Origin of the sequence: Escherichia sp. WS547 (assembly GCF_046486065.1) — a bacterium.
GTDB classification, from domain to species: Bacteria; Pseudomonadota; Gammaproteobacteria; order Enterobacterales; family Enterobacteriaceae; genus Escherichia; species Escherichia coli.
In genome coordinates, this window is the sequence record NZ_JBJQMA010000002.1 from 223,004 (window position 1) to 246,671 (window position 23,668).

Consider the following 23,668-nt stretch of genomic DNA (forward strand, 5'->3'; position numbering starts at 1 on the left):
TTAGCCTCCCCAATGCCCACGGGCGCGGGAAGAACGACCATAGCCGCCGCGAGAAACGGTTGACGCTTTTTTGGTGGTAAAGCCGCCCGAAGAATAGGACTCTTTTTTGCCAGAACCGGAGCGCCAGGAGTAATCACCGGAAGTGTTGCGCCAGACGGGGCGCGAAGCAAAAGAGGAACCGCCGCTGTTATACACAAACTGCTCATCGCGATCTTTACGAATAACCCGGCTTAACAAAAATCCAGAAACGACCGGGATCCAACTCTGTTCAACGTTGTCGTAGTAACAATTTTCATACTTAGACTGGCAATTCTGCTGAGTCATATTCTTCGGAACATCGGCATAAAACGCCGCTTTGGCGTTGTTCCAGCCATGAGCACAGATATCTGAATTATTACCGTCATCAATACAATCCTGCACAGTCGAGTAAAACGTTCCGTCGCCGTCGTTATCGACATCGCCACTATCGCCACAACCTTTCAATACGAAAAAAGCGGCACCGCCCATTAGCGCCAACGTTAAGTATTTTTGTGCGTAACGATTGCGACGCGGTTCAAAAGGATTATTCGGTCTACCAATGCGACTGATCGCTCCGTGACCAATTTTACTGTTATTTCTTGATTTGCGTTTTCTGGCCATGATCGTCCATTACCATGTCATACAAGCTGCGTTAAAAATACCGCCAGCCAGTGCGGCGGTTCCCATAAACATTCCTGCTGCGGTATTGTGATTAATAATTTTTTCGCTTAATGCGGGCATATAAAGTCTGACGCCAGCAAAAACGAGTAACTGAATCACCAGTGCGATCCCGCCCCAGGCGAAATAGTCTGGAATACTCACCGCATTGATTGCCGCACTGGATAACGGGATCACGTAACCCAACAATGTACCGCTGAACGCCAGGGACGCCGCGGTATTATTGTTTTTGATTAACTGCCATTCGTTGTGCGGTGTAATTTTAGAATAGATAAACAGAAAAATAATCACCATAGCCACGCCAATAAAAAAATAGGCACTAAAGGCAAGAATTGAATCCAGTATATGCATTGTAAACGTCCTTGTAATTAACCAATAATATGAAGTGATGTCAGCGGGATATCGACACCCAACGCGCGCGAAAATAACCACTCTGGCTCGCCGAGATCGTTAAAAGATTCCTCACCATTTAGCAGCAAATATTCGTAAGTATCTTCGGTTACTTGCCGTTGGTAGCCCATGGTAAAATTATGTACTTCCCATTTGGCATGATTTTGATTTTCTACTTTTTCCAGCATGTAGACGGGTTCGATATTTCCCGGTTCTTCGCTGTTAAAAAATCGCTGCCAGCGTTTTTCCTGCCAGTTTAAGGTCATTGCCCCCATCGCTTTGGCATTGATCGTCTCGCGCCAGTGACTCTCTTTACTGATACCGTAGCTCTCTTCATAGACAAAGAGCTTAATATCATCAATGTCATCAATATTTTCGCCGCCGGTGGTATTGATTTGCAGAAATTCATCGCCCGAAGTGTAGTAGCGGAAAATCTGGCTACCGCCGCCCAGATCGATGTGACTGACGGCGGCTACCGTAAATTCCTCACCCGGCAGCGCAATCAGCAATTCATCTTCCAGCAAACGAAACGCTAACGTGTCGAGCGTAAAACCACTATTGAGATGCAGACCCAGCGGACCGCGAGCGATAGCAGGCTTATTATCCTTGCCAAACAGACGCTGGAAAAAACCAGACATATTTTATCCTTAAAATAGTTGCCAGCCTTGCAGTGAGGCTGGCAAAAAAATTACTCGCCCTGTTGGCGTTGCAGTCTTGCTAATACATCCTGGGCGCTACTTTTATTGCTACCGCCTATTCCGGCTTCCGCCAGCTTTTCATCAAGATCGCGACCGTCTGCGACTTTTTCCAACTGTGCAGCAGCATCCAGACGAGCCTGACGTTCGGCCTGACGCGTTTGCAGGCGTTTTAAGGATTCTGCCGCTGTCGAAACGCTGGAAGATGCGCCAACGGTAGAGGTCGTTACAGCCTGTTGTGCACGCTGCATGGCTTCAGTGGCTTTAACGACTTCCATTTGCTGCTCAAACTGAGCGATACGCTGCGCTGTCGCTGTAACTGCTTTTTCCACGCCATCACGAGAGACTTCCAGATTCGACAACACTTGCTCTTCAGCGGTAATGAGATTCTCAAGGCGCGCGATTTCTTCAGCAACTTCGTTAATCAACGACGGATTAACGTTCTTGCTTAACGCTTTCAGCGCACGAGCTTCCAGACTGGCTTTGCGCTCACGTAAATCTTTCAGCTTATCGTGACTTAATTTCACCCGCGCCAGCAGATCAACGCGAGATTTTCCGGCTTTATCGAGTTCAGCTTTAGCGTCACGAATATGCTGTTCCAGCATGCGCACGCCCTGGGTTTCTTCAATGGATTCTTCCGCCTGGGAGATAAACGATTTCCCCAGCGTAAATAAACTTTTTAAAATTCCCATAAATACCCGTCCTTGTAATTAGTGTGAATATTCTTCTGTAATTTCAGCCAGATCCAATGCGTTATCTACCAGCGAGGTTATCTCAAGCAGGATATCTTCAAGAGAAGATTTAAGCGATAACGCCCCGAAAACAATGTAATACTCTTCCTGTTGTACGCTGGAGATCCCTACCGATGACAACGGCATCATCTTCTGATTTCTTAATAAGAAGGTATTAAATTCATCTGGATTGCTGATACTACTCACCGGACAAATAAAGGTTTCGATAATCATTTGGCGGGAAGTAAAAAGAATATTGATTTGCAAATCGCCATAATCATTCATTTTAATAATTAATGCGTTCTCGCTATTTGTTACATCAATATTTTGTTCAGGTACAGTTTGCAGCGCCGTCGCCAGCGCCAACGGATTCCATGTCATATATTATTCCATATAGATTTAGTTTAAATATTAACAAAATGAATATTTGCAGTACGTAATTATCTTACCAGCTAAACACAAAAAAAAACCATCCAAATCTGGATGGCTTTTCATAATTCAGAGGAACTAGCTGCGCTGTCGCACCGCTTCAAATAAGCAAATCCCTGTCGCAACCGAAACGTTCAGGGAAGAAACGCTTCCTGCCATTGGGATGCTGATCAACTCGTCGCAATGTTCACGAGTCAGGCGACGCATACCTTCACCTTCCGCGCCCATCACCAGTGCCAGCCGTCCGGTCATTTTGCTCTGATAAAGTGTATGATCCGCCTCACCTGCCGTACCGACGATCCAGATATTCTCTTCCTGCAACATACGCATGGTGCGCGCCAGATTAGTCACCCGAATCAGCGGAACGCTTTCTGCCGCACCACAGGCCACTTTTTTCGCCGTGGCGTTGAGCTGTGCGGAGCGATCTTTTGGCACAATCACCGCATGAACACCAGCGGCGTCCGCGCTACGCAGGCACGCGCCGAGGTTGTGCGGATCGGTTACGCCGTCGAGGATCAGCAGGAACGGTTGATTGAGCGAAGCGATCAGATCCGGCAGATCGTTTTCCTGATACTGCCGTCCTGGCTTCACACGGGCGATAATGCCCTGATGCACGGCACCGTCGCTTTTCTCGTCGAGATACTGACGGTTCGCCAACTGGATAACCACGCCCTGGGACTCAAGGGCGTGAATCAGCGGTAACAGACGTTTATCTTCACGGCCTTTTAAAATAAAGACTTCCTGAAAACGTTCAGGGGCGCGCTCCAGCAGGGCCTGCACTGCGTGGATGCCGTAAATCATTTCGCTCATTAATGTACTCGTTGTTTACGTTTTGCCGGGAGCGCCACGCTTGCCCGGCCTACGGATAATTCACCCTCTTCTGTTTGAAGAGGGTTATGATCACTCTGCCACTTTTTTCTTCGCCGCACGCTTCGCTTTGGTCGCTGCGGCTATTTTCTGCGTTTTAGCCGATGGCTTTTTCGCTTTTCTCGCGTCTTTCTTCGCCGCTTTCGGCTTCGGTTTTTTCTCGCCGCGGAAGGCACTGTCTGGCTCAAAGTTTACCTTTTTACCGACCTGACGACGCTTGCCGCCTTTTTTGCCAGCATCGCCTTTTTTCGCTTTCTCGCGCGCCGTTTTACCGACGTTGCGCGGTGCGCGTTCGCTGGAGATCAGGCTAAAGTCGATTTTACGCTCGTCCATATTAACCGCTTCGACGCGAACTTCCACGCGATCGCCCAGGCGATAAGTCTGGCCGCTGGATTCACCCATCAGGCGTTGCCCTACCTGGTCAAAGCGATAGTAGTCATTGTCCAGCGAAGAGACATGGACCAGACCATCAATGAACAAGTCGTCCAGACGGACGAAGAAGCCAAAGCCAGTGACGCTGGAAATTACGCCTTTAAAGACGTTACCTACCTGGTCGAGCATGAAGTCACACTTCAGCCAGTCAGCTACATCGCGTGTTGCTTCGTCGGCACGACGTTCCGCCATCGAACAGTGCTGACCCAGTTGCAGCATCTCTTCCATCGAATAATGGTAACCACCGGTTTCAGTGGTATTGCCCTGATGCCCCTGCTCTTTCGCCAGCAGATACTTAATGGCGCGGTGCAGCGTCAGGTCAGGATAACGACGAATCGGCGAAGTGAAGTGCGCATAGGACTGCAATGCCAGACCGAAGTGACCACGGTTTTCCGGATCGTAAATCGCCTGTTTCATCGAGCGCAGCAGCATGGTTTGCAGCATTTCTGCATCAGGACGATCGGCAACCGACTCCAGCAGCTCCGCGTAGTCACGCGGTTCCGGCTTGTTACCGCCCGGCAATTCCAGCCCCAGCTCCGCCAGCACTGAACGGAAAGAGGTAATCGCTTCGGTGCTCGGCTTGTCGTGAATACGGAACAGTGCTGGTTCTTTGGCTTTCTCAACGAAACGCGCCGCCGAGATATTCGCCAGAATCATGCACTCTTCAATTAACTTGTGTGCGTCGTTACGCTGAGTCTGTTCGATACGCTCAATACGGCGTTCGGCGTTGAAAATGAACTTCGCTTCTTCGCTCTCAAATGAGATCCCGCCACGTTCTTCACGGGCTTTATCCAGCACTTTATAGAGGTTATGCAACTCTTCGAGATGCTTAACCAGCGGGGCGTACTGCTCGCGCAGATCCTGATCGCCCTGCAGAATATGCCAGACTTTGGTGTAGGTCAGACGTGCGTGAGAGCTCATTACCGCTTCATAGAATTTGTAGCCAGTCAGGCGGCCTTTCGACGAAACCGTCATCTCGCACACCATACACAGGCGGTCTACCTGCGGGTTAAGCGAACACAGACCGTTAGAGAGCACTTCCGGCAGCATCGGGATAACCTGCGAAGGGAAGTACACCGACGTACCACGGTTACGCGCTTCTCTGTCCAGCGGTGTTGGCGGACGCACATAGTAGCTGACGTCGGCAATCGCGACCCATAAACGCCAGCCGCCGCCGCGTTTTTTCTCGCAGTAAACTGCATCGTCAAAGTCACGGGCGTCTTCGCCATCAATGGTGACCAGCGGTAAATCGCGCAGATCAACACGGCCCGCTTTTGCTTCTTCCGGCACTTCTTCTTTCAGCCCGGCAACCTGTTGCTCAACAGCCTGCGGCCAGATGTACGGAATTTCATGGGTACGCAGAGCGATATCAACCGCCATGCCGGTGCCCATATTGTCGCCAAGTACTTCGACGATTTTACCCACCGCTTTGGTACGGCGAGTCGGGCGTTGGGTCAGTTCAACCACCACCACAAAGCCCATCCGCGCGCCCATGATCTGATCGGGCGGGATTAAGATATCGAAGCTCAAACGACTGTCGTCAGGAACCACAAAGCCGACGCCCGCTTCGGTAAAGTAGCGACCAACAATCTGGCTGGTTTTTGGCACCAGTACGCGGACAATACGCGCTTCACGACGACCTTTACGGTCAGCGCCCAGCGGTTGCGCCAGCACCTGATCGCCATGAATGCAGGTTTTCATCTGCTCGCTGGAGAGATACAAATCATCTTTACGTCCTTCAACCCGTAGAAAGCCGTAGCCATCACGGTGGCCAATAACGGTACCTTTCACCAGGTCGAGGCGTTCCGGCAGCGCATAGCACTGACGACGAGTGAAGACCAGTTGACCATCGCGCTCCATCGCGCGCAGGCGGCGACGCAGGCCTTCAAGCTGCTCTTCGCCTTCAATGTGCAGTTCTACCGCCAGCTCATCACGGCTGGCCGGTTTTTCACGTTTGGTTAAATGTTCGAGGATAAATTCCCGACTAGGGATGGGATTCGCGTATTTTTCAGCTTCGCGTTCCTGGAAAGGATCTTGTGACATCTCGGTTCCTCCGTTGTCATCTCTGATGAAGATTTTCGTCACTCCACCAGCAATAATTTATAAAGCGGTTGATTCTCTTCAACCAAATCGGCAAGCGTGTAGTTATCCAGTTCCGTAAGAAAACTTTGCACGGCCTTAGAAAGTGCCTGTTTCAACCGACAGGCAGGTGTAATGTGGCAAAACTCACTGCTGCAATTCACCAGCGATAAGGGCTCCAGCTCGCGCACCACATCACCAATACGTATCGCACTCGCCGGTTTACCCAGACGAATGCCGCCATTTTTTCCACGAACAGCAGTCACGTAGCCGGCACGACTAAGTTGATTGATTATTTTGACCATATGATTACGGGAGACGCCGTAGACGTCAGTCACTTCAGAAATACTGGTCATCCGCCCTTCTGGCAATGACGCCATGTAGATCAGCGCACGTAATCCGTAATCAGTGAAACTCGTTAACTGCACATCAACCTCAAAAGGGAAATCGGGAAAAAATACATTTATATTGATGATAAACCAGCCACAAGCTGTGTCGCTAATTTATTTCAGTTCGGGAAGGAAAAAAGCGAGGATTTAACACTGTGTCGGATAGCGTAATGGCTTACCCGACACAGCAATGTATCACACTGTTAGCCCGGCAGGCAAAATATCTGCCAGGCGTACCAGAATTACGCGTCGAACGGGTCGCGCAGAATCATGGTTTCAGTACGATCCGGACCGGTAGAGATGATATCGATCGGCACACCGGTCAGCTCTTCAATACGCTTGATGTAGTTCAGCGCCGCCTGCGGCAGGCCGCTACGATCTTTCACGCCGAAGGTGGATTCAGACCAGCCCGGCATGGTTTCGTAAATCGGCTCTACACCTTTCCAGTCGTCAGCTGCCAGCGGAGTGGTAGTCACTTCACGACCATCCGGCATACGGTAAGCCACGCAGAGTTTCACCTCTTTCAGGCCATCCAGAACGTCCAGCTTGGTCAGGCAGAAGCCAGACAGGGAGTTCAGCTGTACCGCACGACGAACGGCAACGGTGTCCAGCCAGCCGGTACGACGACGACGCCCCGTAGTTGCGCCGAATTCGTTACCCTGCTTGCAGAGGAACTCGCCAGTTTCATCAAACAGTTCAGTCGGGAACGGACCTGCACCCACACGAGTGGAGTAAGCTTTGAGGATACCCAGAACGTAATCAACATAACGCGGGCCCAGGCCGGAACCGGTCGCCACGCCACCAGCAGTGGTGTTGGAAGATGTTACGTACGGATAAGTACCGTGGTCGATATCCAGCAGCGTACCCTGAGCACCTTCGAACATGACGAAATCGCCACGCTGACGCGCCTGGTCGAGCAGGTCAGAAACGTCAACCACCATAGAAGTCAGGATGTCGGCAACAGCCATCGTATCATCCAGAACTTTCTGGTAATCAACCGCTTCAGCTTTGTAGTAGTTAACCAACTGGAAGTTGTGATATTCCATCACTTCTTTCAGTTTTTCAGCGAAGGTTTCTTTGTCGAAAAGGTCGCCAACACGCAGACCGCGACGTGCCACTTTATCTTCATAAGCAGGCCCGATACCACGACCGGTGGTGCCGATCGCTTTCGCGCCACGCGCTTTCTCACGCGCGTTATCCAGCGCAACGTGATAATCAAGGATCAGCGGACATGCTTCAGACAGCAGCAGACGCTCACGAACGGGGATGCCACGGTCTTCCAGTTCTTTCATCTCTTTCATCAGCGCGGCTGGAGACAGCACAACACCGTTACCGATGATGCTGGTTACATTCTCGCGGAGAATACCTGATGGAATAAGATGGAGAACGGTTTTTTCACCGTTGATTACGAGAGTATGGCCTGCGTTGTGACCGCCCTGGTAGCGTACAACATATTTAGCCCGTTCAGTCAGAAGATCGACGATCTTACCTTTACCTTCGTCACCCCATTGGGTGCCCAGTACGACGACGTTGTTACCCATTTTTCAAAATCACCGTTTGCTTAAAAATGGATTCTACCATCGCTTTTTCAGAGTTACAGCACTTTTTGCACTCAAAAATGACCTCGATCAGTCTGTTTTTTGTTCAGCCAATCGTTTTCCTCAACATGTAGTAGACCACAACGCCCGCAACCACAAGTCCACCGCCAAAACGACGTAAAATATTATCGGGCAAATTGGTCATCGCAGAGATCATCTTCTTCCATGCCTTCGGGTAAAGCATCGGCCCTAAACCTTCCAGTACCAAAACCAGGGCAAGCGCCAGCCAGATTGTCGAATTCATTCATTATCCTTATAGAAAAAGAAAACCACCGACATCCCTGAGGATGCGGTGGCTTTATTGACCTGTACCGCAGTCGTTATATTAACGCGTTGCGGAAGTCGGCGTCTTCATGTAGCGGAAGAAATCGCTATCCGGGCTCATGACCATCACGTCCTGATTGCCAGAGAAGCTGTTCTCATAAGCACGCAGGCTACGGATAAATGCGTAGAAGTCCGGATCTTTACTGAATGCATCAGCAAACAGTTTGGCTGCTTCTGCATCGCCTTCACCACGCATGATGCGGCCCTGACGCTCAGCTTCTGCCAGCGTTCTGGTCACTTCATAGTCGGCAGTCGCACGCAGTTTTTCCGCTTCTTCCTGACCTTGTGAACGGTGACGACGCGCTACCGCTTCACGCTCGGCGCGCATACGGTTGTAGATCGCTTCAGACACTTCGGTCGGCAGGTTGATCTGCTTAATACGCACATCGACAACTTCAATACCCAGCGCCGCCATACTGTTCGGGTTGATGACCGGAACTTTACCCTTCGTCTCAGCCGTTACGCGCTCTGCCGCTTCGGCAATGGCGTTATCTGCTGCCGGGGTAGTAACTTCATCTTCTGTACCCGCAGAACCGGAGTTCAGCGCGTCACGTACTTCGAGGGTCAGACGACCACGGGAATCGGTGACGATGTCTTTCACGTCCAGGCGACCAATTTCAGAACGCAGACGGTCAGAGAACTTACGTTTCAACAGCACTTCCGCTTGCGAAATGTCGCCACCACCCGTTGCCAGGTAGTAACGGCTGAAATCGCTGATGCGCCATTTGATGTAAGAGTCGACGATCAGGTCTTTCTTCTCTTTGGTCACAAAGCGGTCGGCCTGGTTGTCCATGGTCTGAATACGTGCGTCGAGCATTTTCACCGTTTCAATGAACGGTATCTTGAAATGCAGACCCGGCTCATAAACCAGAGGTTTGTTGTCATCGTCACGCAGTACCTTACCAAAACGCAGCGTAATACCGCGTTCACCTTCTTTGACGACAAAGACAGACATGTAAAGCACTACCAGCACGATGATGATAATCGCGATAACTGACTTACGCATCGTTATTCCCCCTGACGCTGGTAGTCGTTACGCTGCGCGTTGGCGCGGCGTTGGTCCATAATATCGCCCTGACTGGTGGACGACGTGTTGCTTGCTCCACTGGTTGTGGTGGAAGAGGCTGGCGGCAGACGCAGCAGATTGCTGGCACCGTTATCGCTCTTCGCCGCAGGGGCGTTACCACCTTTCAGCATCTGGTCTAATGGCAGAACCATCAGGTTGCCACCTTTATCGTTAACCAGCACTTTGCGGGTGTTGCCCAACACTTTTTCCATCGTCTCGATATACAGACGCTCGCGAGTAATTTCCGGCGCGGCTTTATATTCCGGCAGAAGTTTAGCAAAGCGCGCCACTTCACCCTGAGCTTCCAGGATGGTCTGGGCCTTGTACGCACGCGCCTCTTCGAGGATACGTTGCGCCTGACCGTTCGCACGCGGCTGAACTTCGTTGGTATACGCTTCTGCTTCACGAATGTATTGCTGTTCGTTTTCACGCGCGGCAATCGCATCGTCAAACGCCGCTTTTACTTCTTCCGGCGGACGAGCAGCCTGGAAGTTGACGTCCAGCAGCGTGATACCCATGTCATACGGACGAATCGTCTCTTCCAGTTCGCGCTGAGTATCGCTACGAATCACGGTACGACCTTCCGTCAGAATGCGGTCCATGGTGTATTTACCGATAACCCCGCGTAGGGCGCTGTCGGTAGCCTGACGCAGGCTGTCATCCGGGCTGGTCACGCTATACAGATATTTTTCCGGATCGGTGACGCGGTACTGCACGTTCATCTCAACGCGCACTACGTTCTCGTCCGACGTCAGCATCACACCAGAAGCTGCCAGTTCACGCACGGCTTCCACGTTCACCGGTTTGACTTCGTCAATAAACGTCGGTTTCCAGTTCAGACCCGGCTCAACCAGATGGCTGAATTTACCAAAGCGTGTTACCACGCCACGTTCGGCTTCTTTAATGGTATAGAAACCACTGGCCGCCCAGATAATGACAATCGCTGCCGCTGCGATGGTAACGACACGACCGCCAAGCTGCGGGCGCGGGCCTTGCGATGAACTGCCACCGCCAGATCCGGTGCCTTTACCGCCGCCCAGACCACCGAGCTTTTTGCTCAGCTTGCGGAAGATATCATCTAAATCAGGTGGCCCTTGATCGCGACCGCCTTTGTTTCCATTTCCCTCAGAGTTGCCGCCAGGTTTGCTGCTTCCCCACGGGTCGCGGTCTTGTCCGTTATTACCGGGCTGATTCCACGCCATGTTTGTGCTCCATATTTGTTATGCGGTGATCCCTGTTGTCTTTCGACGCCAGAGGATATGACTCCACGCTTCAGACGCTACGCCGTTAGATCAGGTAATCGATCAACGCCGGTTCTTGTTTACAGAGGCGACGCCAGTCAACGATCGGCATACGAACTTGCAGACTTACGCTGCCGTCCTCCTCCATCCACTCTTTTTCTATTGCCTGAAGCTGATAAAAACGACTTCTCAGACGCCCTTCCTGCGGTGGCAGACGCAATGTATGCTGCGCCACCTCGCCGGAAAGCCGCTCCGTCAAAGCCTGAAAAAGCTGTGGTATCCCCGCTCCGGTCTGTGCGGAAAGCCAGACACGGATCGGTTTGTTCTCTTCGTCCCGATCAATACGCGGTTCGAAATCTTCCAGCATATCGATCTTGTTCATCACCAGCAGGGTTGGGATCTCGTGAGCGTCGATCTCTTCAAGAACCGTATTCACCGCTTCGATGTTTTCTTGTACACGTACATCCGCCGCATCAATGACGTGCAGCAGCAATGTGGCTTGCCGCGTCTCTTGTAACGTGGCTTTAAATGCCGCCACCAGATCGTGCGGCAGGTGGCGAATAAACCCTACGGTATCTGCCAACACGGTTTCACCGACATCTGCGACGTCAATACGCCGCAACGTCGGGTCGAGGGTGGCAAACAACTGGTCTGCCGCGTAGACCCGCGCTTCGGTGATGCGATTGAAAAGGGTAGATTTACCGGCGTTGGTATATCCCACCAGCGAAACAGTAGGAACGTCGGCTTTGATACGCGATTGCCGCCCCTGCTCACGCTGCTTTTCAACTCTTTCCAGGCGCGACTGTATCTGCACGATGCGATTACGCAACAAACGACGGTCGGTTTCGAGCTGGGTTTCACCCGGACCACGCAAACCTATCCCGCCTTTCTGTCTTTCAAGGTGGGTCCAGCCACGCACCAGGCGCGTAGCCAGATGGCGCAGCTGCGCCAGCTCAACCTGCAACTTACCCTCATGGGTACGGGCACGTTGGGCGAAAATATCTAAAATAAGGCCGGTGCGGTCGATGACACGACACTCGCACAAACGCTCCAGGTTACGCTCTTGCGCCGGGCTCAGGGCATGGTCAAAAAGAACGACCGAAGCACCCGTCGCTTTGACAGCTTCCGCAATTTCAACTGCTTTACCTTCACCTACAAAATACTTTGGGTGCGGCGCTTTACGGCTACCGGTAATCACCTGCAATGCTTCGACACCGGCGGAAGAGACCAGAGATTCAAACTCCTGGAGGTCTTCCATATCTTTGTCTTGCGTAAAATAGATGTGTACCAGTACCGCCTGCTCACCAGCATCATAACGGTCAAACAAGCGTATAACCCTCTAAATAGATCAGCGGGGAACGCAGGATCGCTGGCTCCCCGTGTAAAAAAACAGCCCGAAACCTTATTCGGTTTCTTCGCTGTCCTGTTGCGCGGAAGTATTCTGCGCGCTGCTACCATGATGGTAGTTACTGCTGGTACCGCCACCGGCGTTGTTACTGTGATGAGAAACCGGGCGAGACGGGACAACAGTAGAAATCGCGTGCTTATAAACCATCTGGCTGACCGTGTTTTTCAACAGGATCACGAACTGATCAAAAGACTCGATTTGTCCTTGCAGCTTAATACCATTCACCAAATAAATAGAAACTGGAACACGTTCCCGACGCAGTGCGTTCAGGAACGGATCTTGTAAAGATTGCCCCTTAGCCATTCTCTCTTTTCCTTATATGCTTATTTGTACTTTGAACCTTTCGATTCTGAAAAAATTGCGCACGATACGTCTCAATTGTACACATTCAGCCTGCGATAGCACCAACAACCTGTAATACTTCGTCACGCGCTTGTTCTGGTTTTTCACTGTCAAGCCAGTGAACCCCTTCCCAACCACGCAGCCAGGTTATCTGCCGCTTCGCCAACTGTCTCGTGGCGCAAACACCTCGATAAACCATTTCATCGTATGAGATTTCGCCTTCAAGGTAAGACCACATCTGGCGATAACCCACGCAACGAATGGAAGGCAAGTCCGTATGCAAATCTCCTCGGGCAAAAAGCGCCCGGACTTCTGCTTCAAAACCTGAAGCCAACATCTGATGAAAACGCTGCTCAATTCGTTGATGGAGCAGTTCACGGCTCGCCGGGGCGATGGCGAACTGATGCACCTGATACGGTAGAGCGTCTCCTGACGTTTGCGTCAGTTCCGTTAAAGTTTTACCCGAAATGAAAAAAACTTCCAGTGCCCGGGAAAGCCTTTGTGGATCATTTGGATGAATCCTTGCTGCCGCAACCGGATCGATCTCCTGAAGTTGACGATGCAATGACTCCCAACCTTGCTCTGCCGCCTGTTGCTCAATTCTGGCCCGCACTTCCGGGTCTGCCGACGGTAGCGGCGACAACCCTTCCAGCAATGCCTTGAAATACAACATAGTACCGCCCACTAACAGTGGGATCCGCCCCGCCGCGGTGATATCGGCCATTTCCGCCAGCGCATCGCGGCGAAAATCAGCAGCCGAGTAAGCCTGCGACGGATCGCGAATATCCAGCAATCGGTGCGGCGCGGCGAGTAACTCTTCAGCGTTCGGCTTCGCCGTCCCGATATCCATCCCTTTGTAAATAAGGGCAGAATCAACGCTTATCAACTCTACTGGTAAAATTTTACGCAGCTCAATGGCTAACGCCGTTTTACCGGAGGCCGTCGGCCCCATCAAAAAAATCGCCTTAGGCAGGCTCGCCTTACTGATATCACTCATCTTTCAGGGCTTTTATCGCCGGATGTAAATCAACAGATTGTAACAGACCACCCGGCGGCGTTTTCACAAGTTGCGGACATAACCGTTCCACGTCCGCCAGCAGGGTTATGGCCTGTGCCATTGACCACTGCGCATGTTCGCTCATCAGATTTCGTGCAATCCACTGCGCAATATTGCCAGGTTCGAATACGGACTGCTTCGCCAGGTAGCCTATCAGTTCAGGAATCAAGATTTGTAAATTTTGTTGGCGTAAGGGTAAAGGCACGGCCCTGATGGTCACATGCTGCGCATCGGACTGGAAATCAATACCCAATTCCGCCAGGGCAGACTGCGCTTTTTCTAATGCCGATTTTTCTTCACCAGAAACTTTTAGCCGCAGCGGAATCAGCAACGGCTGGGCGCAAACTGGCGCTTCACCCGGCGTCAGTTGCGCCTGACGCAGCCAACGTTCTGCCACTGGCAAGGCTAAAAGTGAAATGTTGCCGTCGCGCTCCAGCAACGCACAGTCGGAATGGACGATAGTCAGTACCCGACCAAAACTCTGACTGTTCGCCGCAAGTGCAGGTTCCTGCGGTTCTGGCGCTTTTGGTTTTTGCATCGGCGCGGGCGTTTGCAAAAGCTGGCGATACACTTCACCTTGCTGTTTCTGGTAACCTGGCTGCGCATTCGGCCAAGGGGCAGCCGGACGACTGCCTGAGGCGGGCGCAGGAGTGTAACGCGGAGCTACTGGCTCACGAACTGCCGGTTCAGCAAAATGATTGCGCCCCGCCGCCACGCGGTTTTCCGGGATGGCGCGCGGTGCAGGTTGTGGTTCATCGTCCAGCGGTAGCGGCGTTTCCAGTTGCTGTTGTAGCACGCTCAGCACGCCCTGATAGATAAAATCATGCACCAGACGCGACTGATGGAAACGCACTTCGTGTTTGGCAGGGTGCACGTTGACGTCCACCTGATGTGGGTCGATCTCCAGATACAGCACAAATGCCGGTTGCTGATCGGCCCCCAGTTTGTCTTCACAGGCCTGGCGGATCGCGTGATTGATCAGGCGATCGCGCATCATGCGACCATTCACATAGCAATACTGAATTTCCGCCAGTGCGGGCGTGGTGTGATTCGGATCTGCCACCCAGCCGCGCAGCGTAAGATCGCCGTGTTGCCATTCAATCGCCAGCGCTTGTTCGAGAAAAGCGGTGCCGCAAATCGCGCCTAAGCGCCGTTCTTTTTGCCCGCCTTCCGGCACTGCGCGGTACTGACGCACAATTTTACCGTTATGCGACAGGTTGATCGTGACGTCGAAACGCGCCAGCGCAATGCGGCGAATAATTTCATCGATATGGTTAAATTCGGTTTTCTCGGTGCGCAGGAATTTGCGCCGCGCCGGGGTGTTGTAGAACAGATCCAGCACCTCCAGCGTCGTTCCCACCGGATGCGCCGCCGGTTTAACCGTTACGTCCATATCGCGCCCTTCGGCATAGGCCTGCCAGGCTTCCTGCTGTTCTGCGATGCGTGAAGTGAGCGTCAGGCGCGAAACCGAACTGATACTCGCCAGCGCCTCACCGCGAAAGCCAAGGCTGATAATGGCTTCGAGATCGTCCAGAGAGGCGATTTTACTGGTGGCATGACGAGCCAGCGCCAGCGCCAGCTCATCTTTTTTGATACCGCAGCCGTTATCACGAATGCGGATAAGTTTCGCCCCACCGCGTTCGATATCAATATCGATACGCGTCGCACCTGCATCGAGGCTGTTTTCCACCAGTTCTTTGACTACCGACGCAGGTCGCTCGACCACCTCACCTGCGGCAATCTGGTTCGCCAGTTGTGGCGGTAAGACCTGAATTGGCATCAATAATCCTTAGTTTGGCAGCGTGCGATCTGGCGTCGTCACCGTACTGGCCGTTTGTGCCGCTGCACCCTGCGGCGCAGATTGCATCGGATGCGCAAGGAAATAATTGCGCAGGCCTTTGTAAATGGCTTCTGCCAGCTGTTGTTGGTAATCGTCGCTCGCCAGCAAACGTTCTTCGCTGTTGTTGCTGATAAAACCGGTTTCGACCAGTACTGACGGGATATCCGGCGAACGCAGAACACCAAGGCTGGCATGTTCTGGCCGACGTTTATGTATTTCGCCAATGCGTTGCAACTGACTGATCATACTGGTCGCTACATCATACCCTACCCGCTGGGAATGACCGAACTGTAAATCCAGCACCGCCTGGCTTAAATAGGGGTCAGACTGACTGTTCGCCAGCACATCGCCCGCTCCGCCCAATAGCTCCGACTGTTTCTCATGCTGTTCCAGCCAGCTTGCCATCTCGCTGTTTGCACGACGGTTAGAGAGCACCCATACGGAAGCGCCAGTCGCACTGCGGTTTGGTGCGGCATCAGCGTGAATCGACACGAGGAAATTGGCGTTTTGCTTACGTGCCACATCGCTGCGCCCCATCACCGAAATAAAGTAATCCCCATCACGAGTTAAAACGCCTTTAAACATCGGATCGTCATTGAGCAAAGTACGCAATTTACGCGCGATGGCGATGGTGACATTTTTCTCCCGCGTACCACCGGGGCCGATAGCGCCAGGATCCTGACCGCCGTGTCCGGCATCAATAGCGATGATAATTTTATCGCCTGTGTTAGCCGTCGCACGCGCTGCCGGACGCGTTACCGTATTACTGCTGATAACACCCGTAGTGCGGTTACTTTCCGTTTTAAACGGATTGCGCGCCGGTTCGCTGACGCGCGGTGCGACAACCGCAGGCGTTTCAACGCGTTTCGCAACCACAGGCGGCGGAGGAGGCGGTGGCGGCGCATCGGCGTTAATCGTAAAGACGACAGTGTAATTGCTGCCATTCTGCCGCTTCACCGCTTCGGTTTTACCATTTTCGGTAAGATCGACCACCAGCCGTAGCGTTTGTGCATCTTTAGGCGTTCCAGAGCGAATCGCCTTCACCAGATTATTGCCGCTGAACAACAACGGCAGTCCCTGAATCACGCCCGTTTGTTTGATATCGAGCGCCACGGTGCGTTTGCTTTGATGGCTAAACGCATAATCAGGATCGCCAATAAAACTCAACGTTATCCGCGCCTGTTGGTTGCCGTTAGAAACCTGAATATCAGAGAGCGTCGCGGCACCCACCGGCGCGCACAGCAGCAGCAACGTCGCTACCAACCAATTTCTGATGCGATACATCATCCCGCCACCTTTCAAAGGTTAACCGGCTAAACGCGCCAGCAACAATTCACCCGCAGAGGAAACCGCACTCACGCGCGCCTCACGGCCTTGTGCCTGATAATCAATGTGTATTTCGACATCCGGGTCAGGAAGAACACCTGTACCTTGTTGTGGCCACTCCACCAGGCAGATGGCATCGTTGGCAAAATAATCGCGGATCCCCATAAACTCCAGCTCCTCGGGATCGGCAAGGCGGTACAAATCAAAGTGATAAACCATTAAGTTGTCGAGCGTATAGGGTTCGACCAGCGTATAAGTGGGGCTTTTGACATTACCCTGATGGCCCAAAGCCTGCAAAAAGCCCCGGCTAAAGGTGGTTTTACCTGCGCCTAAATCGCCATACAGATAGATTACGGTTGCGCCATCGCAGGCTTTCGCTACCCGCTCGCCCAGGTCTAATGTTGCCTGCTCATCAGGGAGCGGAATTACTCGATTCATCATGGTTTTTATCAGTCACTTCCGGGTTAACAATACGCTGTAGCGTGGAAAAGAGATCGGTTGCCAGCATCCCGCGCGTTCCAAAACGCGCCGCCAGTACGTCAGCTGCCGCACCGTGCGCGACACAGCCCGCACAGGCTGCATCATACGGCGACAGTTTTTGCCCAAGCAATGCGCCAATAATACCAGAGAGCACATCGCCCATGCCGCCGCTCGCCATGCCTGCATTCCCGGCATCAATAATGCCTAAAGCGTCAGGATGGGCGGCGACCACGGTTCCGGCACCTTTCAGCACCGCTACGCCGCCATAACGTTGTACCAGACGTTTGGCGCAATGTAAGCGGTCACTTTCAATTTCAGCGACGGAACAGCCTAACAACCGTGCGGCCTCGCCAGGATGTGGCGTGATCACGCGATTGTGACGCTTATCGGGATTGATTGCCAGCAGGTTCAATGCATCGGCATCCCACAACATCGGTTTGCGAAAATTCTCAACTTTTTGCAGGGCTTTTTTCCCCCACTCTTGCTGGCCCAGACCGGGACCAATCACCACCACATCGGCCCATCCCAGGCTTTCGGTAAGAGAGTCCATAGTCAGTTCATGCACCATCAATTCCGGTCGTGCAGTCAGTAGCGGCGCAATGTTTTCACTGCGGGTCAATACTCGAACTAAACCAGCACCAGCACGCAGTGCCGCTTCCCCCGTCATACGAATAGCCCCCGCCGTGCCGTGATCGCCACCGATAATCACCAGCCGCCCGTGATCGCCTTTATGCGATGTCGGGCGACGCGGTTTCAGCCAGTGAGAAAGTTGTTCTGCCGAAAACCGCTGAATTTTCGTCTCCTGACCTGCCAGCCAGCTATCCAGCCCCAGTGAGTCAAAATGCAGTTGTCCGGTAACATCCCGCGCTTTTCCAGTGAGCAAGCCTGGTTTCAGCGCAATAAAAGTGATGGTGTGATCGGCGTTGATCACCGCGCCTGGCGTAGCGCCAGTTTCAGCCAGCAGGCCGGAAGGGATATCAACCGCCACAATCGGCGCAGGATGGGAATTAGCGTGGTCGATTAACTGGCTAATGGATTCGCGGGGTGCTTGCTGCAAGCCGGTACCGAGCAGCGCATCAACAATCAGATCTACCGATTCGGGCCAGACAATATTCGAAGCATGGATCTCGCCTCCCGCGTTTAACCATGCTTCGCGTGCCAGCGCGGCCTCTTCCGGCAACGGTTTGTCACTTTCCTGGGCCAGCAGCGTGACCTCAATACCGACCGCTTTGGCCAGTCGCGCGACCACGTAGCCATCGCCGCCGTTATTACCATGACCGCACAGCACCAGCCAGTGGCGGGCGTCAGGATAAGCCGTGCGACACACCTGGAATGCGGCTTCGCCAGCGCGAAGCATCAGCTCATAGAGTGTGAGTCCCAGCGCATCTGCCGCCTCGCGTTCTCCGCGGCGGATATCGTCGGCGTACCAGACGGTGTGTGGTATACTTACGGGGTTTTTCTTCATTGTATGGTCCGTCATGTCAGAGCCCCTCGATCTCAATCAGTTAGCGCAAAAAATTAAACAGTGGGGGCTGGAACTGGGCTTTCAGCAGGTAGGTATTACCGATACCGATCTCAGCGCGTCCGAGCCCAAACTGCAAGCATGGCTGGACAAACAATACCACGGCGAAATGGACTGGATGGCGCGTCACGGTATGCTGCGTGCTCGTCCTCACGAATTATTGCCCGGTACGCTGCGCGTGATCAGCGTGCGGATGAATTACCTTCCTGCTAACGCCGCATTTGCCAGCACGCTGAAAAATCCCAAACTCGGCTATGTTAGCCGTTATGCGCTGGGCCGTGACTATCACAAGCTTCTGCGCAACCGACTCAAAAAGCTGGGCGAGATGATTCAGCAACATTGTGTTTCGCTGAATTTTAGACCGTTTGTCGATTCTGCGCCTATTCTCGAGCGCCCGTTAGCTGAAAAAGCAGGACTTGGCTGGACAGGTAAGCACTCACTTATCCTCAATCGCGAGGCCGGTTCATTCTTCTTTTTAGGCGAATTGCTGGTCGATATTCCTCTGCCCGTGGATCAACCAGTCGAGGAAGGATGCGGTAAATGCGTGGCCTGTATGACGATTTGCCCGACCGGAGCCATCGTCGAGCCATATACCGTCGATGCTCGCCGCTGTATCTCTTATCTCACCATCGAACTGGAGGGGGCGATCCCGGAAGAGTTGCGACCGTTAATGGGAAACCGTATTTACGGTTGCGATGACTGCCAGCTTATCTGCCCGTGGAATCGCTATTCGCAACTCACTACAGAAGACGATTTCAGCCCGCGTAAGCCGCTACACGCACCGGAACTCATTGAGTTATTCGCCTGGAGTGAAGAGAAGTTTTTAAAAGTCACGGAAGGTTCGGCGATTCGCCGTATAGGTCACCTGCGTTGGCTGCGTAATATCGCCGTAGCATTAGGCAATGCCCCCTGGGATGAAACGATTTTGACAGCGCTGGAAAGTCGTAAAGGTGAGCACCCACTTCTCGATGAGCACATAGCGTGGGCGATTGCGCAGCAAATCGAGAGGCGAAATGCGTGCGTGGTCGAAGTGCAATTACCGAAAAAACAGCGTCTGGTTCGGGTGATTGAAAAAGGGTTACCGCGTGACGCCTGATTCATCCACAGCTTGTGAATAAAAATAAAAACGCATTGCAATTCAAGCCGGAAAAAATCGTCAAGTGATCGATACGACAAAACGAAATCTTAATTTTTAACTTATCTATCAATAGGTTAAAAAAATACTATTCACCGTGCGAAGTTTCTTTGAAATTAAGATTACAGCCTGAGACTGTGGATAACTCTGTTTACAAGAGTTTGTCAGAGACAACAAAAACCAGCAATAACGCATCGCGTCGCTGTGGATATTTTATTGAGAGAAGAATTTGGAGCGGGAAACGAGACTCGAACTCGCGACCCCGACCTTGGCAAGGTCGTGCTCTACCAACTGAGCTATTCCCGCTTGGGTGGTCTGTGCTTTACAGCACTTTCAAATTTTGGAGCGGGAAACGAGACTCGAACTCGCGACCCCGACCTTGGCAAGGTCGTGCTCTACCAACTGAGCTATTCCCGCTTAATCTTCGTCTTTCGAACCGCTACTGCCTTGGCTGCCTTCACTCACCTTAGTCACTTACTTTTGTAAGCTCCCAAGGATTCGTTCAGTTGCCGCCTTGTCGCAATTCGAAATACTGCGATTGGGTGGTCTGTGCTTTGCAGCACTTTTCAAATTTTGGAGCGGGAAACGAGACTCGAACTCGCGACCCCGACCTTGGCAAGGTCGTGCTCTACCAACTGAGCTATTCCCGCGTACTACTTAATTTTGCTTTCGTAATTTTCGCATTTCTGCGTCGTTACGGGAGGCGCATTATACGAGAAATCTTTCCCTCTGCAACCCCCCTAAAAAATTTTTTTTGAGTTTTTATCTCAAGTGCTGAAATTATCAGCAAGGCGTTCAATTTAGCGTCAAAATCACGCCACCGCAAGTGGATTCCGACGCTTACGTGACCAGGAAATAATTTACAGCTTGATAAAATGCTCGCGGTAGTAAGCCAGCTCCGCCACCGATTCACGAATATCATCCATCGCCTGATGCGTCCCCTGCTTGGTAAAACCATCAAGAATTTCCGGCTTCCAGCGGCGCGCCAGCTCTTTCAGGGTGCTGACATCAAGATAACGGTAGTGGAAGTAGGCTTCCAGCTCCGGCATGTATTTAAACAGGAAGCGACGATCCTGGCCGATGCTGTTACCGCAAATCGGCGATTTTCCCGCAGGCACCCACTGTTTTAAAAATTCGAGTGTTGCCAGTTCAGCTTCACGATCGCCCATCGTGCTCGCTTTCACGCGCTCTACCAGCCCGCTGGCGGTATGGGTGCGCACGTTCCAGTCATCCATCAGCGCCAGCTGTTCATCAGACTGGTGTACTGCAATGGTCGGCCCTTCTGCCAGAATATTCAGGTTGGCATCGGTCACCAGCGTGGCAATCTCAATAATGCGATCGCGCTCGGGATCCAGACCGGTCATCTCAAGATCGATCCAAATCAGGTTGTTTTCATTGGCACTCATGCTATTTTCCACCCATTCACAGTGACTATATTGATCCACAATTGCGTGTATCATAGATGTTTTGCCCATCAGGGGCGACCAGGAGTCTGTACGATTGAGTAAAAATAAACTCTCCAAAGGCCAGCAGCGCCGCGTGAACGCCAATCACCAGCGTCGTCTTAAAACGTCTAAGGAGAAGCCCGACTACGACGACAATCTGTTTGGCGAGCCTGATGAAGGTATCGTCATCAGCCGCTTTGGTATGCACGCTGATGTGGAATCCGCAGATGGCGACGTTCACCGCTGCAATATTCGCCGTACCATCCGTTCGCTGGTGACCGGCGACCGCGTAGTCTGGCGTCCGGGTAAACCGGCGGCGGAAGGCGTAAATGTCAAAGGGATCGTGGAAGCGGTGCATGAGCGTACCTCGGTGTTGACGCGTCCGGATTTCTACGACGGCGTGAAACCTATTGCCGCCAACATCGATCAGATTGTCATTGTCTCCGCCATTTTGCCGGAGCTGTCGCTCAATATTATCGACCGTTACCTGGTGGCCTGCGAAACCTTACAGATTGAGCCGATTATTGTGCTCAACAAGATAGACCTGCTGGACGACGAAGGTATGGAGTTCGTCAACGAGCAGATGGATATCTACCGCAATATCGGTTATCGCGTATTGATGGTTTCCAGCCATACTCAGGATGGGCTGAAACCGCTGGAAGAGGCGTTGACCGGGCGCATCAGCATTTTTGCCGGCCAGTCTGGCGTTGGTAAATCCAGCCTGCTGAACGCGTTGCTGGGGCTGCAAAAAGAGATCCTGACCAACGATGTCTCTGACAACTCGGGGCTCGGTCAGCACACCACGACCGCCGCTCGGCTGTATCACTTCCCGCACGGCGGTGATGTGATTGACTCCCCAGGAGTGCGTGAGTTCGGCCTCTGGCACCTGGAGCCGGAACAAATCACTCAGGGCTTTGTCGAATTCCATGACTACTTAGGTCTGTGTAAATATCGCGATTGCAAACACGATACCGATCCGGGCTGCGCTATCCGGGAAGCGGTTGAGGAAGGAAAAATCGCGGAAACCCGTTTCGAAAACTATCACCGTATTCTGGAAAGCATGGCGCAGGTAAAAACGCGTAAAAACTTTTCTGATACGGATGACTGACAATTAAGCTAACCGTCGTTAGAATCGTCCCCTTTTTTTCAGGATCCGGCATGTAGGCCGGATCAGGAACGACAAAACAATGGCCTGGAGGCTACCTTGTTAAATTCATTTAAACTTTCGCTACAGTACATTCTGCCGAAACTATGGCTTACTCGCCTGGCGGGTTGGGGCGCAAGCAAGCGGGCAGGATGGCTGACAAAACTGGTTATCGATCTGTTCGTTAAATACTACAAGGTCGACATGAAAGAGGCGCAAAAGCCGGATACCGCCAGCTACCGCACCTTTAACGAATTCTTTGTCCGTCCGCTGCGTGACGAAGTACGCCCAATCGATACCGATCCGAATGTCCTGGTTATGCCTGCCGATGGCGTTATCAGCCAGTTGGGTAAAATCGAAGAAGATAAAATCCTGCAAGCCAAAGGCCACAACTACAGCCTCGAAGCCCTGCTGGCAGGCAACTATCTGATGGCGGACCTGTTCCGCAACGGTACGTTTGTGACCACTTACCTCTCCCCGCGTGACTACCACCGCGTACACATGCCGTGCAACGGTATTCTGCGTGAGATGATCTACGTGCCAGGCGATCTCTTCTCCGTTAACCATCTCACCGCTCAGAACGTGCCGAATCTGTTTGCCCGTAACGAACGCGTGATCTGCCTGTTCGATACCGAATTTGGCCCAATGGCGCAGATTCTGGTCGGGGCGACGATTGTTGGCAGCATTGAGACGGTCTGGGCGGGCACCATTACGCCGCCGCGCGAAGGCATCATCAAGCGCTGGACCTGGCCTGCCGGGGAAAACGACGGTTCTGTGGCACTGCTGAAAGGCCAAGAAATGGGCCGCTTTAAACTTGGCTCTACCGTTATCAACCTGTTTGCACCAGGTAAAGTGAATCTGGTTGAGCAACTGGAAAGCCTGTCTGTTACGAAAATTGGTCAGCCGCTGGCAGTATCTACCGAAACCTTTGTTACGCCAGACGCTGAACCCGCCCCGCTTCCTGCTGAAGAGATCGAAGCAGAACACGACGCCAGCCCATTGGTTGACGACAAAAAAGACCAGGTCTAATCC

General features: G+C 52.4%; 24 protein-coding genes and 3 tRNA genes. 3 read left to right on the forward strand and 24 right to left on the reverse strand.

Annotated features, from left to right (window positions below; all coding sequences use genetic code 11):
* The 19 genes from ACJHWK_RS02945 to nnr form a co-directional block, all read right to left on the reverse strand.
* Window positions 1-639, reverse strand: coding sequence for a DUF1190 domain-containing protein (locus ACJHWK_RS02945; protein ID WP_001522370.1), 639 nt, complete (start codon window positions 637-639; stop codon window positions 1-3).
* A 9-nt stretch (window positions 640-648) separates the two neighbouring features.
* Window positions 649-1,047 (reverse strand): DUF350 domain-containing protein, encoded by a 399-nt coding sequence (locus ACJHWK_RS02950; RefSeq protein ID WP_001522368.1) that lies wholly within the window; start codon window positions 1,045-1,047, stop codon window positions 649-651.
* 17 nt (window positions 1,048-1,064) lie between these two features.
* The gene (locus ACJHWK_RS02955; protein WP_000012561.1) at window positions 1,065-1,724 is read right to left on the reverse strand and encodes a YjfK family protein; all 660 of its coding nucleotides are present in this window, start codon (window positions 1,722-1,724) and stop codon (window positions 1,065-1,067) included.
* Between the two features lie 50 nt (window positions 1,725-1,774).
* Window positions 1,775-2,473 carry a PspA/IM30 family protein gene (locus ACJHWK_RS02960; protein ID WP_001522365.1) on the reverse strand — a complete coding sequence of 233 codons (699 nt, stop codon included), beginning with the start codon at window positions 2,471-2,473 and terminating at the stop codon, window positions 1,775-1,777.
* 18 nt (window positions 2,474-2,491) lie between these two features.
* Window positions 2,492-2,893 carry a YjfI family protein gene (locus ACJHWK_RS02965; protein WP_000220128.1) on the reverse strand — a complete coding sequence of 134 codons (402 nt, stop codon included), beginning with the start codon at window positions 2,891-2,893 and terminating at the stop codon, window positions 2,492-2,494.
* Between the two features lie 126 nt (window positions 2,894-3,019).
* On the reverse strand, window positions 3,020-3,751 hold the full coding sequence (rlmB, locus tag ACJHWK_RS02970) for a 23S rRNA (guanosine(2251)-2'-O)-methyltransferase RlmB (protein ID WP_001522363.1): 732 nt from the start codon (window positions 3,749-3,751) through the stop codon (window positions 3,020-3,022).
* Between the two features lie 90 nt (window positions 3,752-3,841).
* On the reverse strand, window positions 3,842-6,283 hold the full coding sequence (gene rnr, locus ACJHWK_RS02975) for a ribonuclease R (RefSeq protein WP_000076315.1): 2,442 nt from the start codon (window positions 6,281-6,283) through the stop codon (window positions 3,842-3,844).
* Between the two features lie 38 nt (window positions 6,284-6,321).
* Window positions 6,322-6,747: a nitric oxide-sensing transcriptional repressor NsrR gene (gene nsrR, locus ACJHWK_RS02980; RefSeq protein WP_001177639.1), complete on the reverse strand. Its 426-nt coding sequence runs from the start codon at window positions 6,745-6,747 to the stop codon at window positions 6,322-6,324.
* Between the two features lie 203 nt (window positions 6,748-6,950).
* The gene (purA, locus tag ACJHWK_RS02985) at window positions 6,951-8,249 is read right to left on the reverse strand and encodes an adenylosuccinate synthase (protein ID WP_000527955.1); all 1,299 of its coding nucleotides are present in this window, start codon (window positions 8,247-8,249) and stop codon (window positions 6,951-6,953) included.
* Window positions 8,250-8,352: 103 nt separating this feature from the next.
* Window positions 8,353-8,550 (reverse strand): DUF2065 domain-containing protein, encoded by a 198-nt coding sequence (locus ACJHWK_RS02990; RefSeq protein ID WP_001089295.1) that lies wholly within the window; start codon window positions 8,548-8,550, stop codon window positions 8,353-8,355.
* An 81-nt stretch (window positions 8,551-8,631) separates the two neighbouring features.
* A complete protein-coding gene (gene hflC, locus ACJHWK_RS02995) occupies window positions 8,632-9,636 on the reverse strand; it encodes a protease modulator HflC (RefSeq protein WP_001232412.1) in 1,005 nt (334 codons plus the stop codon).
* Between the two features lie 2 nt (window positions 9,637-9,638).
* Window positions 9,639-10,898: an FtsH protease activity modulator HflK gene (gene hflK, locus ACJHWK_RS03000; RefSeq protein ID WP_000312481.1), complete on the reverse strand. Its 1,260-nt coding sequence runs from the start codon at window positions 10,896-10,898 to the stop codon at window positions 9,639-9,641.
* Between the two features lie 85 nt (window positions 10,899-10,983).
* The gene (gene hflX / locus ACJHWK_RS03005) at window positions 10,984-12,264 is read right to left on the reverse strand and encodes a ribosome rescue GTPase HflX (protein ID WP_000460360.1); all 1,281 of its coding nucleotides are present in this window, start codon (window positions 12,262-12,264) and stop codon (window positions 10,984-10,986) included.
* Between the two features lie 75 nt (window positions 12,265-12,339).
* Window positions 12,340-12,648, reverse strand: a complete 309-nt coding sequence (gene hfq / locus ACJHWK_RS03010) for an RNA chaperone Hfq (RefSeq protein WP_001051883.1) — start codon at window positions 12,646-12,648, stop codon at window positions 12,340-12,342.
* An 85-nt stretch (window positions 12,649-12,733) separates the two neighbouring features.
* The gene (gene miaA, locus ACJHWK_RS03015; protein WP_001280339.1) at window positions 12,734-13,684 is read right to left on the reverse strand and encodes a tRNA (adenosine(37)-N6)-dimethylallyltransferase MiaA; all 951 of its coding nucleotides are present in this window, start codon (window positions 13,682-13,684) and stop codon (window positions 12,734-12,736) included.
* A complete protein-coding gene (gene mutL / locus ACJHWK_RS03020) occupies window positions 13,677-15,524 on the reverse strand; it encodes a DNA mismatch repair endonuclease MutL (RefSeq protein ID WP_001122460.1) in 1,848 nt (615 codons plus the stop codon). The genes miaA and mutL overlap by 8 nt, the downstream gene beginning before the upstream one ends.
* A gap of 9 nt (window positions 15,525-15,533) precedes the next feature.
* A complete protein-coding gene (gene amiB, locus ACJHWK_RS03025) occupies window positions 15,534-16,871 on the reverse strand; it encodes an N-acetylmuramoyl-L-alanine amidase AmiB (protein WP_020233522.1) in 1,338 nt (445 codons plus the stop codon).
* A gap of 18 nt (window positions 16,872-16,889) precedes the next feature.
* Window positions 16,890-17,351 (reverse strand): tRNA (adenosine(37)-N6)-threonylcarbamoyltransferase complex ATPase subunit type 1 TsaE, encoded by a 462-nt coding sequence (tsaE, locus tag ACJHWK_RS03030; RefSeq protein WP_000981977.1) that lies wholly within the window; start codon window positions 17,349-17,351, stop codon window positions 16,890-16,892.
* Window positions 17,323-18,870 carry a bifunctional ADP-dependent NAD(P)H-hydrate dehydratase/NAD(P)H-hydrate epimerase gene (nnr, locus tag ACJHWK_RS03035; RefSeq protein ID WP_001315155.1) on the reverse strand — a complete coding sequence of 516 codons (1,548 nt, stop codon included), beginning with the start codon at window positions 18,868-18,870 and terminating at the stop codon, window positions 17,323-17,325. Before nnr ends, tsaE begins: the two co-directional genes overlap by 29 nt.
* On the opposite strand from nnr, the gene queG reads away from it, so the two are divergent.
* Window positions 18,869-20,008, forward strand: a complete 1,140-nt coding sequence (gene queG / locus ACJHWK_RS03040) for a tRNA epoxyqueuosine(34) reductase QueG (RefSeq protein ID WP_001294198.1) — start codon at window positions 18,869-18,871, stop codon at window positions 20,006-20,008. The two genes, nnr and queG, sit on opposite strands and share 2 nt — an antisense overlap.
* On the opposite strand, the gene ACJHWK_RS03045 is transcribed toward queG, so the two are convergent.
* The 5 genes from ACJHWK_RS03045 to orn form a co-directional block, all read right to left on the reverse strand.
* Window positions 19,991-20,044, reverse strand: coding sequence for a hypothetical protein (locus tag ACJHWK_RS03045; RefSeq protein ID WP_010723271.1), 54 nt, complete (start codon window positions 20,042-20,044; stop codon window positions 19,991-19,993). The two genes, queG and ACJHWK_RS03045, sit on opposite strands and share 18 nt — an antisense overlap.
* 233 nt (window positions 20,045-20,277) lie before the next feature.
* Window positions 20,278-20,353, reverse strand: a tRNA-Gly gene (locus ACJHWK_RS03050).
* Between the two features lie 35 nt (window positions 20,354-20,388).
* Window positions 20,389-20,464: transfer RNA gene (locus tag ACJHWK_RS03055), tRNA-Gly, on the reverse strand.
* A 157-nt stretch (window positions 20,465-20,621) separates the two neighbouring features.
* Window positions 20,622-20,697 (reverse strand) — tRNA-Gly (locus ACJHWK_RS03060).
* 210 nt (window positions 20,698-20,907) lie between these two features.
* The gene (gene orn / locus ACJHWK_RS03065) at window positions 20,908-21,453 is read right to left on the reverse strand and encodes an oligoribonuclease (RefSeq protein ID WP_001295188.1); all 546 of its coding nucleotides are present in this window, start codon (window positions 21,451-21,453) and stop codon (window positions 20,908-20,910) included.
* Window positions 21,454-21,547: 94 nt separating this feature from the next.
* Here orn and rsgA point away from each other — a divergent pair, with 94 nt between their 5' ends.
* The gene (gene rsgA, locus ACJHWK_RS03070) at window positions 21,548-22,600 is read left to right on the forward strand and encodes a small ribosomal subunit biogenesis GTPase RsgA (RefSeq protein ID WP_000041976.1); all 1,053 of its coding nucleotides are present in this window, start codon (window positions 21,548-21,550) and stop codon (window positions 22,598-22,600) included.
* 96 nt (window positions 22,601-22,696) lie between these two features.
* Window positions 22,697-23,665 carry an archaetidylserine decarboxylase gene (gene asd / locus ACJHWK_RS03075; protein ID WP_000934920.1) on the forward strand — a complete coding sequence of 323 codons (969 nt, stop codon included), beginning with the start codon at window positions 22,697-22,699 and terminating at the stop codon, window positions 23,663-23,665.
* Window positions 23,666-23,668 lie beyond the last annotated feature (3 nt).

Bases quoted from the DNA above. Each gene is read 5' to 3' on its own strand.
- miaA (WP_001280339.1), bottom strand. From the start codon at position 13,684: ATGAGTGATATCAGTAAGGCGAGCCTGCCTAAGGCGATTTTTTTGATG.
- purA (WP_000527955.1), bottom strand. From the start codon at position 8,249: ATGGGTAACAACGTCGTCGTACTGGGCACCCAATGGGGTGACGAAGGT.
- ACJHWK_RS02945 (WP_001522370.1), bottom strand. From the start codon at position 639: ATGGCCAGAAAACGCAAATCAAGAAATAACAGTAAAATTGGTCACGGA.
- orn (WP_001295188.1), bottom strand. From the start codon at position 21,453: ATGAGTGCCAATGAAAACAACCTGATTTGGATCGATCTTGAGATGACC.
- ACJHWK_RS02955 (WP_000012561.1), bottom strand. From the start codon at position 1,724: ATGTCTGGTTTTTTCCAGCGTCTGTTTGGCAAGGATAATAAGCCTGCT.
- amiB (WP_020233522.1), bottom strand. From the start codon at position 16,871: ATGATGTATCGCATCAGAAATTGGTTGGTAGCGACGTTGCTGCTGCTG.
- ACJHWK_RS02990 (WP_001089295.1), bottom strand. From the start codon at position 8,550: ATGAATTCGACAATCTGGCTGGCGCTTGCCCTGGTTTTGGTACTGGAA.
- hfq (WP_001051883.1), bottom strand. From the start codon at position 12,648: ATGGCTAAGGGGCAATCTTTACAAGATCCGTTCCTGAACGCACTGCGT.
- rnr (WP_000076315.1), bottom strand. From the start codon at position 6,283: ATGTCACAAGATCCTTTCCAGGAACGCGAAGCTGAAAAATACGCGAAT.
- rlmB (WP_001522363.1), bottom strand. From the start codon at position 3,751: ATGAGCGAAATGATTTACGGCATCCACGCAGTGCAGGCCCTGCTGGAG.
- nnr (WP_001315155.1), bottom strand. From the start codon at position 18,870: ATGACGGACCATACAATGAAGAAAAACCCCGTAAGTATACCACACACC.
- ACJHWK_RS02950 (WP_001522368.1), bottom strand. From the start codon at position 1,047: ATGCATATACTGGATTCAATTCTTGCCTTTAGTGCCTATTTTTTTATT.
- ACJHWK_RS02965 (WP_000220128.1), bottom strand. From the start codon at position 2,893: ATGACATGGAATCCGTTGGCGCTGGCGACGGCGCTGCAAACTGTACCT.
- hflC (WP_001232412.1), bottom strand. From the start codon at position 9,636: ATGCGTAAGTCAGTTATCGCGATTATCATCATCGTGCTGGTAGTGCTT.
- mutL (WP_001122460.1), bottom strand. From the start codon at position 15,524: ATGCCAATTCAGGTCTTACCGCCACAACTGGCGAACCAGATTGCCGCA.
- hflK (WP_000312481.1), bottom strand. From the start codon at position 10,898: ATGGCGTGGAATCAGCCCGGTAATAACGGACAAGACCGCGACCCGTGG.
- tsaE (WP_000981977.1), bottom strand. From the start codon at position 17,351: ATGATGAATCGAGTAATTCCGCTCCCTGATGAGCAGGCAACATTAGAC.
- ACJHWK_RS02960 (WP_001522365.1), bottom strand. From the start codon at position 2,473: ATGGGAATTTTAAAAAGTTTATTTACGCTGGGGAAATCGTTTATCTCC.
- queG (WP_001294198.1), top strand. From the start codon at position 18,869: ATGTCAGAGCCCCTCGATCTCAATCAGTTAGCGCAAAAAATTAAACAG.